This window comes from Gordonia sp. w5E2, assembly GCF_036540975.1.
Classification (GTDB): Bacteria; Actinomycetota; Actinomycetes; order Mycobacteriales; family Mycobacteriaceae; genus Gordonia; species Gordonia jacobaea.
The window spans coordinates 3673360-3683153 of the sequence record NZ_CP144213.1; the positions used below are offsets into that span (position 1 = coordinate 3673360).

Sequence of the window (9794 nt, forward strand, 5' to 3'; positions counted from 1 at the left end):
CAGACAAACACCGCGCACCTGGGGCCGACACCGGTCGGCGGGCACATAGATCTCCGCGTGAGTCGGGGATCGACGCTGTTCATCTGTCGTTGTACGTTGGCTCGTCGCTGGTACGAGCCGGTTTGCTCCGGCACCCGCGGTCGGGCGTGTCGTGACCGTGAACCGGATTCGGCGCACGCGTTACACGCCCTTGGTCCCGAACTCGGGGGCCTTGGGAGGTATTCACCCGATCGGGGCCGCAGTAAAACCACGTCCGCCGGTCAAGGCAACCCGACAAGTATGCACCAGGTCGGGGCCTCGATTCAAATCCAGGTCGGAGCCAGTGGATTCTCTCGCTAAGGGCATGCGACGATACCCACCTACTTCCCTACTTCTCACCGACCGATTGGGGAAACGTGGACATCAGGCTCGACGACCCGACCGCCCCCTACGTCGCCGACCTCCTCGAGCACCATCTCCGTGAGCTGCAGTCGGTGATGTCGGAGTACGCCTTCGCCCTCGACGCCTCCGGCCTGTCAGCTCCCGGCGTCAGCTTCTGGACAGCGTGGACCGTCGAACCGGACGACCAACAACTCGCAGGGTTCGTCGCCCTCAAAGAGCTGGACTCGACGCACGGCGAGGTGAAATCGATGCGCGCCGCTCCCGCTGCTCGGGGTACCGGCGTCGGCCGCGCGCTGCTGACGCACGTCGTCGACGAGGCCCGTCGACGCGGATATCAGCGAGTGAGCCTGGAAACCGGCACCGCGGAGCTGCACGTTCCGGCGATCTCGCTGTACCGCAGTGCCGGGTTCGTGTCGTGCCCGCCGTTCGCCGACTACCGGGCCAGCCCGCACAACCAGTTCATGACGCTGCCGCTGTAGCCGTTCATGACGCTGTAGCCGGTTGATGACGCTGCCGGCACAGGCAGTTCGTGCTCAGCCCGCCGACTTCGCGATCTCCGCGCGCGCCGCAGCCACCAACTCCTCATTGGTGTGTGCGTGTCCCCATAGCCCCCAGCCGCCAGGCACTGCCTCGGTGAGAAGCACCCAGGTGCGGTCTGCGAGCGAGTCGTCGCCCGCTGCCCGCACCACCAGATCTGTGAGCTGGGCGACGACGGCCACCTGCTGCTCGCGGGTGAGCGCGCCCGCATTGGTGAGCACCTGGACGCGGACATGATGCGCATTTCCGTTGACGTCGGAGAAGGAACCCGGCGGCAACTCGTGCACGAAGGCTGCGGTGTTGTCGCGGAACATCGAGAGGTCCGGAACTCCTTCGACGGCCATCACCGTCTTCGCGGCGTCGGCGGCCAGCTGCGCGGTGTCGGCGAAGGTTCCTGCTGGTGCGTAGATATCGATCATGGGCATGGCAATGCTCCTGTGCTCTCGGATGGGTTCTTGTCTCACGCGACGGGTACGGTCGGCCGGTCGAAGCGCGCGAGTTGGCCGCCGGTGATGCGTTGCTGGTTGTCGGGGTCGTCGAGCAGCGTGTACGGGAACACCTGCGCCGGCGCGCTGACCGCGTCGAGTCGAGAAAGCTGCTCGGGTGAGAGGTCGACGGCGAGTGCCGCGAGATTGCTCTGCAATTGCTCCACCGACCGCGGCCCGATGATGGGCGTGACGCCCTGTGCGGCGACCCACGCGATGGCGACCTCCCCCGGTGTCGCGCCCACCTCTTTCGCCACGGCGATGACCTCGTCGAGGATCGCGGTGCGCTGCGTCGAGTTCTCCGGCTGGAAGACCTTGCCGCCGAAGCCTTGCGCGCGGCCGGTGGCACCGTCGCGGTATTTGCCGGTCAGCACGCCACCGCCGAGCGGCGACCACGCCGCGAGCCCGAGTCCAAGGGCCTTGCCCGCCTGCACCAGCTCGGCCTCTGCGGTGCGTTCGACGAGACTGTGCTCGAATTGCAGCGCCGCGATCGGCAGGGTTCCGCGGATCTCGGCGATGGTGGCAGCGCGTGCCACGCGCCAGGCCGGGAAATCCGAGAGCCCCGCGTACAGAATCTTGCCTGCGCGCGCGAGGTCGTCGAATCCGCGCAGCAGTTCCTCCACTGGTGTGACGCCGTCGGAGTAGTGAGCCCACAACAGGTCGATGTGGTCGGTATTCAGTCGTCGCAGACTCTGCTCCACCGAACTCACCATCGCCTTGCGACTGTTGCCGGTCACGAGGATTCCGGCCGACGGGTCGGCGCGCTGGGTGAACTTGGTGGCGAGCACGAACTCGTCGCGTCGACCCTGCAGCAGCCGGCCGAGGATCTCCTCGGACTCGCCGAACTGATAGCTGTCGGCGGTGTCGAGGAAGTTGCCGCCCGCGTCGGCATAGGCATCGAGAATCTTCGACGACGCGTCCGGCGTCGAACCATGACCCCAGCGGGTACCGAAGTTGCCGGTACCGAGGATGACCTCGGAGACGCGCAGCCCCGTGTGCTCACCGAAGACCCGGTAGCACAGGGATCGGTCGCGAATAGCGTTGTCACTCATTGTTTTTCCCGTCCTGTCGAGATCTGTGTGTCGAAGTGATCGGGTCAGGCAACCGCAGATGCGGCTGCCGTTGCCGCCCGCTCGATGACGTCGGCGACGACGTCGGGGTGCGAGATCATGACGACGTGGCTCGATCCGGGAACCTCGGTGACCTCGGCGCCCGCTCGCTCGTACATCCACCGTTCGAGGTCGGGGTTGATGGTGCGGTCGGCGCCCGCGACGATCCCGTACGACGGCCGGTCCCGCCATGCTGCGGCCGCGGCCGGAGCGTCGAGCGCCTCAGCACGGATGGGCACCTGCGCGTGCGCCATGAAGTCGGCGTCGCGGGCTGGCAGGTCGGCGGCGAAGTCGGCGCCGAACTGCTCGGGATCGATCCTCAAGAACCCCTCGGCTCCGGCGATCACCGCGGTGCTCGCAGCCGGAATGCGGGCGTGCAGCGAGTTGGTGGACTCCCCCACATCGGGAACCAGAGCCGCCACGTAGACCAGTGCTGCGACGCGCGGATGCGCACCTGCCTCGGTGATGACCTGCCCACCCCAGCTATGACCGACCAGAACAAGCGGCCCGTCGACGGTATCGATGGCACGCAGCGTGGCCGCGACGTCGTCGGCGAGGCCGGTTTCCGGTTCCTGCACCACGGTGACGAGAAAACCCTTGTCCACCAACCGTTGATAGACCGGCTGCCACCCCGATCCGTCAGCAAAGGCGCCGTGAACCAGAACGATGTTGCGTACCGCGGATGTCGTTGCCATGAGAGTCCCCTTCGCGTGATGACACAGATGTGAGCGTCAGAGTTTTGATTGTGGTCGCAATCTAAACACAGAAAGATTATGCTCGCAATCAATAGTTCGGACGACAAGTGAGGTGAAGGCGGTGCGGGTCTCGAAGGCCAAGGCCGAGCAGAATCGACGCGACCTACTCGACGCAGCGGGAAAGCTGTTTCGCGAGAAGGGGATTCCATCGACCGGAGTGGCCGAGGTGGCGGCCGAAGCGGGGCTCACCCACGGCGCCCTGTACAAACACTTCGACAACAAGGACGCACTGGCGGCCGCCGCGTTCACGCAGGCAGCCACCGATGTCAACCAGCGGATTCGCGAATGGAAAGACGTGCACGATCCGTCGTACGAGGACTACCTCGACGTCCTGATCTCCACCCGGGTGCGCGACAACATGGCCGACGGATGCCCGATGATCGCGTCGGCGAGCGAGATCGGCCGACAGCCCCCAGCCGTCGGCGACAGCTTCGCCTCCGCATTCACCGACCTCGTCTCGCTCATCGAATCGTCACTGCCGGACACCATGTCCGACGACGCGCGCCACACCCTGGCGACCGCGACCGCCGCCGCACAACTCGGCGCGGTCGCCGTGGCGCGGGCGGTGGCCAAGTCCGACGATGCGCTTTCGCAGGAGGTCCTCGACGCCACGCGCGCAACTCTTGCCGACGCGGTTCCGGACTGAACACGATCGAGCGACGTCGGCCACCAAATGTGTGACATTTGCGAACCAATCGAGTCGGAATGTCGCCACGGGCGGTCCGAATCCGCGACACGTGATTAGCGTGGACGCAGGGACATCCACATCCGGCCCGCCCAGCCCTCGGGTCGATGACAGGTCCGCACATGAGTACGGTCATCCCCCCGCGCGCCGACAAACCCCCACACGCTGACAAACCCGTCGGGACGCCACGCGCCGTCACGCCGATGCCGACGTCGAAACGTCCACGTCCGAGCAACGTCACACTCAAGGTGACCATGGCGCTGACCGGCACGGTGTTCGCACTGTTCGTGCTGGTTCACATGATCGGCAACCTGAAGGTCTACACCGGCCCCGGCCACTTCGACGACTACGCGCACTGGCTGCGCACCCTGCTCGAACCCCTCCTGCCCTACGAGGGCATGTTGTGGATCTTCCGCGCGGTCCTCGTGCTCTGCCTGGTACTGCACGTCGGAGCGTCGTTCATCTTGATCGGGCGCTCCCACAAGGCCAAGGGTCGCTTCCGGCGCAAGGGCATGAGCATCAAACGACTCCCCGCGACGCTGATGCCCTACACGGGCCTGGTCCTGCTGATCTTCATCGTCTTCCACATCCTCGACCTGACGACCGGGACCCGACCCGCGGCCAGCGACCACTTCGTGTCGACCACCGAGACCAGCTCGCACGCTTATCACAACCTCGTCGAGAGTCTGCAGCGCTGGCCGGTGGCCGCGTTCTACATCCTGGTGATGGTGCTCCTCGGCACGCATCTCGTGCACGGGCTGTGGAGCGTCGTCAACGACCTCGGCGCGACCGGGCACCGCACTCGACGCCTCGGCGCTCTCGTCGCGCTCGTCGTCGCGGCCGCGGTGATGATCGGCAACATCTCGATTCCCATCGCCGTTCTGGCGGGATTGGTGAGCTGACGATGACGCACACCGCACCCGACGCCGCGACGTCTGATCTCGAGGCCGACCTCGACGACCTCCGCCGCATCGGCACCGACCTGACCGGCGGAGTCCCCGACGGCGACCCGGCAACCGCGTGGCAGCGTCGACGCGACGCCTACAAGCTCGTCGGCCCGCTCAATCGGCGCAAGTTCACCGTGATCGTGGTGGGTACCGGCCTGGCCGGAGCCGGATGTGCCGCAGCTCTGGGCGAACTCGGCTACAACGTGTCGTCGTTCACCTTCCACGACGCCCCGCGGCGAGCCCACAGCGTCGCCGCGCAGGGCGGCATCAATGCCGCCCGCGCACGCAAGGTCGACAACGACTCGGTGCACCGATTTGTCGTCGACACCGTCAAGGGTGGCGATTTCCGTGGCCGCGAGGCCGACGCCTTCCGCCTCGCGGAGGAGTCGGTGCGGGTCATCGATCACCTCAACGCCATCGGCGCGCCCTTTGCCCGCGAGTACGGCGGATCGTTGGCCACCCGCAGCTTCGGCGGGGTGCAGGTGTCGCGCACCTACTACACGCGCGGCCAGACCGGCCAGCAGTTGCAGGTCGCGGCGTCGCAGGCGTTGCTCCGACAGGTCGCGGCGGGCACCGTCACCCTCCACACCCGCCAGGAGATGCTCGATCTGATCGTGGCGGACGGCCGCGCACAGGGCATCGTCGTCCGCGACCTGGTGACCGGCGAGATCACCGCGCAGACCGCGCACGCCGTCGTGCTCGCGACCGGCGGGTACGGCACCGTCTACTTCCAGTCGACGCTCGCGCGCAACTGCAACGCGACGGCGTCGTGGCGTGCCCATCGTCGTGGTGCGCTGCTGGCATCGCCGTCGTTCATCCAGTTCCACCCCACCGCGCTGCCGGTGAGCGCGGAGTGGCAGTCCAAGACGACGTTGATGAGCGAGTCGCTACGCAACGACGGCCGCATCTGGGTTCCGAAGAAGGAGCACGACGACCGCCCGCCCGGCGACATCCCCGACGCAGAGCGCGACTACTACCTCGAACGCCGCTACCCCGCCTACGGCAACCTCACCCCGCGCGACGTCGCATCGCGGGCGGCCGTGACCGAGATCAACGGCGGGCACGGAGTCGGGCCCCTGCACAACAGCGTCTACCTCGACTTCGCCGACGCCCTTGCGCGCCTTGGCAAATCGACCATCTCCGAGCGCTACGGCAATCTCTTCTCGATGTACCGCGACGCCACCGGCGAAGACCCCTACGAAGTCCCGATGCGTATCGCGCCTGCGGCTCACTTCACCATGGGCGGCCTCTGGTCGGACTTCGACCAGATGTCGTCGATCCCAGGTCTTTTCGTCGGCGGAGAGGTGGGGTGGGGCTATCACGGCGCCAACCGCCTCGGCGCCAACTCGCTGCTGTCGGCATGCGTCGACGGCTGGTTCACCCTGCCCTACTCGGTGCCGAATTACCTTGCGCCCCTGCTCGGAGACGAACCGCTGCCACTCGATCACGAGGCTGTGCAGCACGCGGTCACATCGGTGCGTGATCGGATATCCCGGCTGATCGCGGTCGACGGAACCACCGGCCCCGACCGCTTCCACCGCAGGCTCGGCGAGATCCTCTATCGCGGCTGCGGCGTCATGCGCAGCGCCGACTCGTTGACGACGGCCATCGCCGAGATCCGCGAGCTGCGCGACGAATTCTGGTCCGACGTACGGGTTGTCGGCAGCGGCGCGCAGTTCAATCAGGAACTCGAACGGGCGGGCCGCGTCGCCGATTTCATGGAACTCGCAGAACTGATGTGCCTCGACGCGCTCGATCGCGACGAGTCGTGCGGCGCGCACTTCCGCGTCGAACACCAGACCGCGCAGGGCGAGGCGCTGCGCGACGACGAGCATTGGACCTTCGCCTCCGCGTGGGAGACCACGCCGACCGGGGAGCAGATCCGCCACCGCGAACCACTCGAGTTCAGTGCGGTGCCGTTGCAGACACGAAACTACAAGTGAGACTTGATCAGTGAGGATGCCGGCATGAGAATCACCATCGAAGCCTGGCGGCAGGCCGACGCCGACGACGACGGGCGTTTCGAGACTTACGTGGTCGACGACGCGACAGCCGAGATGTCACTGCTCGACGTCCTCGACCGCCTCAACGATCATCTCGTCGACGCGGGCGAGCAACCCATCGCCTTCGACTCCGACTGTCGCGAAGGCGTGTGCGGCGCCTGCGGGATGATGGTGAACGGGCGCCCGCATGGTCCGACACCCAACACGCCGTCGTGTCGGCAACACCTCCGACACTTCGACGGCGCGACGCACCTGCGCCTGGAACCCTTGCGCGCGAGCAGTTTTCCGGTCATCCGCGACCTCGTCGTCGACCGGTCCGCACTCGACAGGGTGATCGAAGCCGGCGGGCACGTCGCGGTTGCGGCGGGTCAGGCCCCCGACGCCGACGCCGAACTCGTCGACCACAACACCAGCGAGAAGGCCCTCGACTACGCGGCCTGCATCGGCTGCGGCGCGTGTGTTGCCGCCTGCCCCAACGGTGCCGCGCACCTGTTCGCGGGCGCCAAACTACTCCATCTGGCCGCGCTGACCCAGAGCAAACAGGAGCGTGGCAGGCGGGCGCACGCGATCACCGGGCAGATGGAACAGGACTTCGGCCCGTGCTCCACCTACGGGGAGTGCGCAGACGTCTGCCCGGCCGGGATTCCGCTCGACGCCGTCGCCGGGGTCAACCGCGAGGCGTTGCGATTCGGATTGCGCCGCAAGGCGAATTGAGCGTCACCAGATCCCGATGAGCTTCATCCACGGCGCGCCGATCGCGGTCCAGATGATGATGTTGACCACCGACATCAGGAAGCCGACGCGGAACCACTCACTGGTCTTGATGTAGCCCGACCCGTACATGACACCGGCCGGACCGGACGAGTAGTGGGCCAATCCGCCGAACAGGCTGCCGATGAAACCGAAGACCAGCGCACTGAACAGCGGCGGCGCTCCGGTGGCGACCGCCGCACCGAGGAACACGGCATACATCGCGACGATCTGCGCGGTGTTCGACGCGAACAGATAGTGCACGTAGAAGTAGACGAGCGTGAGGACGGCGAACGCCACCAGCCACGGCAGGCCGTCGACGCTGGAGGCCACCTTGTCGCCGACCCAGTCGATCACCTTGAGCTTGCGGAGTTCGTCGGCCATCGCGACAAGCACACCGAAGAAGATCAGCGTCTGCCACGCTCCGGTGTCGGTGACGATGTCCTTCCACGTCAGCACGCCGGTGACGAGAAGAATCGCGATGCCCGCGAAGGCGGTGGTCGTGGCGTCGACGTTCAGTTGTTTGCCAAGACACCACAGGATGAGCAGCAGCACGAACGTGGCGGCGAGAATCCACTCGTTGCGCGACATCGAGCCACTCTTCTTCAGTTCGTCGCGCGCGAGGGCGGGGGCCTCCGGTGTCTTCTTGAGCGTCGGCGCGTAGATCTTCGACATCACCCACGGCGTCGCGATGAGGCTGACGAGACCGGGAACGATCGCGGCGAGTGCCCAGTTGCCCCAGGTGATCTCGATCTTCATCTTCTCCGCGGCCTCCTGGGCCAGCGGATTGCCCGCCATCGCGGTGAGGAACATGGCGGAGGTGACCACGTTGACCTGCAGCGCCGTCAGCATCAGGTAGGCGCCGAGCTTGCGCCGCGAGGCGTCGGTCTTCGGCGTCGAGTCGACGAGTTCGGCGAGCGATCGCACGATCGGGTAGATCACTCCGCCCGCGCGTGCGGTGTTCGACGGCGTCGCGGGAGCAAGGATGAGATCGGCGATCCCCATCCCGTACGCCAACCCGAGACTCGACTTGCCTATTGCGCGCACGAAGATCAGCGCAACCCGACGCCCGAGACCCGTGACGATGAACGCCTCGGCGATGAAGAACGACGCGACGATGAGCCAGATGGTCGTGTTCGAGAAGCCCGCGAGCGCCTCTTTGGGCGTCATCGTCTTGGTGACCATCGCCAGCGCGAGCCCGATGATCGCCACCGAACCCGTCGGCAGCGGCTGCAGGATCAGTCCCAGGATCGTCGCGACGAAGATCCCGAGCATGTGCATGCCGTTGGCGTCGACGCCGGCCGGAGCCGGGATGAAGTAGATGATCACGCCGACGATCAGTGGAATGCCACCGCGCCACCAGGTCGGGCTGAGATGGAAGTGGTGCGGGTGTTCGGCGTGGTCGGTCGAATCGGGCTGGTCGCTGGTACTGGGCTGGTCTGGGGAATCGGACTGGTCGGTCGAACTGGGCTTGTCGGTCGAATCCGGGTGGTCTGAGGGCGGTGGGTCCTTCTCGGAAGGAGGCGTCACCTCATCAAGGTTCCTCGCCCGAGTAGCATCCGGGCAATGTCCGACGCCAAATCGTCATCTACGCCAACGCCCGCGACGCGCCCTTCTCTTTCGCCCACCTACGCGCTGCGCCGAAAACTGCCCGACAACGGGCTCGGAAAGGCACTCTTCTCCCTCGGGATGTCGGTGCGGGTGCCGTACTTCGGCACGATCCTCCCCTACGTCGACGAGATGCGGCCCGGATACTGCAGGGTCACAGCACCCAAGTGGTTCGGCGTCTACAACCACATCCACACCTTCCATGCCATCGCGGCATGTAACCTCGCCGAGGTCGCGATGGGCATGCTGATGGAGGCGACGACACCGACGACGCATCGATGGATTCCGAAGGGGATGACCGCCGACTACCTGACGAAGGCGACCACCCGCCTGTCAGCCGTCGCCACACTCGCCGAACCCGTCGACTTCGCTGTCATCGACTCCGGACGCGATGTGGTGGTGTCCATCTCGATCACCGACACGCACGGCGTCGAGGTCGTTCACTGCGAGATCACCACCTGGGTGACGCCGACCGCGTGACCTGGCGCTCCACTTGCCCTGCCGGGCCATGACGAAACTCCTAGGCTGAACAAG

General features: G+C 66.3%; 10 protein-coding genes. 6 read left to right on the forward strand and 4 right to left on the reverse strand.

Annotated features, from left to right (window positions below; genetic code table 11):
- Positions 1 to 395 precede the first annotated feature (395 nt).
- Complete coding sequence (locus tag RND64_RS16560) at positions 396 to 860, forward strand: GNAT family N-acetyltransferase (RefSeq protein WP_049698832.1); 465 nt, start codon at positions 396 to 398, stop codon at positions 858 to 860.
- A gap of 54 nt (positions 861 to 914) precedes the next feature.
- Here RND64_RS16560 and RND64_RS16565 read toward each other — a convergent pair whose 3' ends face one another.
- The 3 genes from RND64_RS16565 to RND64_RS16575 are packed head-to-tail and all read right to left on the reverse strand — an operon-like array spanning position 915 to position 3207.
- Positions 915 to 1343: a tautomerase family protein gene (locus tag RND64_RS16565; protein ID WP_049698831.1), complete on the reverse strand. Its 429-nt coding sequence runs from the start codon at positions 1341 to 1343 to the stop codon at positions 915 to 917.
- 35 nt (positions 1344 to 1378) lie between these two features.
- Entirely contained in the window at positions 1379 to 2455 is a 1077-nt protein-coding gene (locus RND64_RS16570; protein ID WP_197494451.1) for an aldo/keto reductase, read from the reverse strand.
- 44 nt (positions 2456 to 2499) lie between these two features.
- Positions 2500 to 3207 (reverse strand): alpha/beta fold hydrolase, encoded by a 708-nt coding sequence (locus tag RND64_RS16575; RefSeq protein ID WP_049698830.1) that lies wholly within the window; start codon positions 3205 to 3207, stop codon positions 2500 to 2502.
- A 121-nt stretch (positions 3208 to 3328) separates the two neighbouring features.
- On the opposite strand from RND64_RS16575, the gene RND64_RS16580 reads away from it, so the two are divergent.
- From RND64_RS16580 to RND64_RS16595, 4 genes are all read left to right on the forward strand, one after another.
- The gene (locus RND64_RS16580; RefSeq protein ID WP_049699040.1) at positions 3329 to 3913 is read left to right on the forward strand and encodes a TetR/AcrR family transcriptional regulator; all 585 of its coding nucleotides are present in this window, start codon (positions 3329 to 3331) and stop codon (positions 3911 to 3913) included.
- A 161-nt stretch (positions 3914 to 4074) separates the two neighbouring features.
- Entirely contained in the window at positions 4075 to 4854 is a 780-nt protein-coding gene (locus RND64_RS16585) for a succinate dehydrogenase cytochrome b subunit (protein WP_049698829.1), read from the forward strand.
- A gap of 2 nt (positions 4855 to 4856) precedes the next feature.
- Positions 4857 to 6842: a fumarate reductase/succinate dehydrogenase flavoprotein subunit gene (locus RND64_RS16590; RefSeq protein WP_049698828.1), complete on the forward strand. Its 1986-nt coding sequence runs from the start codon at positions 4857 to 4859 to the stop codon at positions 6840 to 6842.
- A gap of 24 nt (positions 6843 to 6866) precedes the next feature.
- On the forward strand, positions 6867 to 7616 hold the full coding sequence (locus RND64_RS16595; RefSeq protein WP_049698827.1) for a succinate dehydrogenase/fumarate reductase iron-sulfur subunit: 750 nt from the start codon (positions 6867 to 6869) through the stop codon (positions 7614 to 7616).
- 3 nt (positions 7617 to 7619) lie between these two features.
- On the opposite strand, the gene RND64_RS16600 is transcribed toward RND64_RS16595, so the two are convergent.
- Positions 7620 to 9182, reverse strand: a complete 1563-nt coding sequence (locus RND64_RS16600; RefSeq protein WP_049698826.1) for an anion permease — start codon at positions 9180 to 9182, stop codon at positions 7620 to 7622.
- 36 nt (positions 9183 to 9218) lie between these two features.
- On the opposite strand from RND64_RS16600, the gene RND64_RS16605 reads away from it, so the two are divergent.
- Entirely contained in the window at positions 9219 to 9740 is a 522-nt protein-coding gene (locus RND64_RS16605; protein WP_049698825.1) for a hotdog fold domain-containing protein, read from the forward strand.
- Positions 9741 to 9794: the final 54 nt, after the last annotated feature.

What these genes read in the sequence shown, in the direction of transcription:
- RND64_RS16570 (WP_197494451.1), bottom strand. Translation starts at nt 2,455, where the DNA reads ATGAGTGACAACGCTATTCGCGACCGATCCCTGTGCTACCGGGTCTTC.
- RND64_RS16605 (WP_049698825.1), top strand. Translation starts at nt 9,219, where the DNA reads ATGTCCGACGCCAAATCGTCATCTACGCCAACGCCCGCGACGCGCCCT.
- RND64_RS16575 (WP_049698830.1), bottom strand. Translation starts at nt 3,207, where the DNA reads ATGGCAACGACATCCGCGGTACGCAACATCGTTCTGGTTCACGGCGCC.
- RND64_RS16590 (WP_049698828.1), top strand. Translation starts at nt 4,857, where the DNA reads ATGACGCACACCGCACCCGACGCCGCGACGTCTGATCTCGAGGCCGAC.
- RND64_RS16595 (WP_049698827.1), top strand. Translation starts at nt 6,867, where the DNA reads ATGAGAATCACCATCGAAGCCTGGCGGCAGGCCGACGCCGACGACGAC.
- RND64_RS16565 (WP_049698831.1), bottom strand. Translation starts at nt 1,343, where the DNA reads ATGCCCATGATCGATATCTACGCACCAGCAGGAACCTTCGCCGACACC.
- RND64_RS16585 (WP_049698829.1), top strand. Translation starts at nt 4,075, where the DNA reads ATGAGTACGGTCATCCCCCCGCGCGCCGACAAACCCCCACACGCTGAC.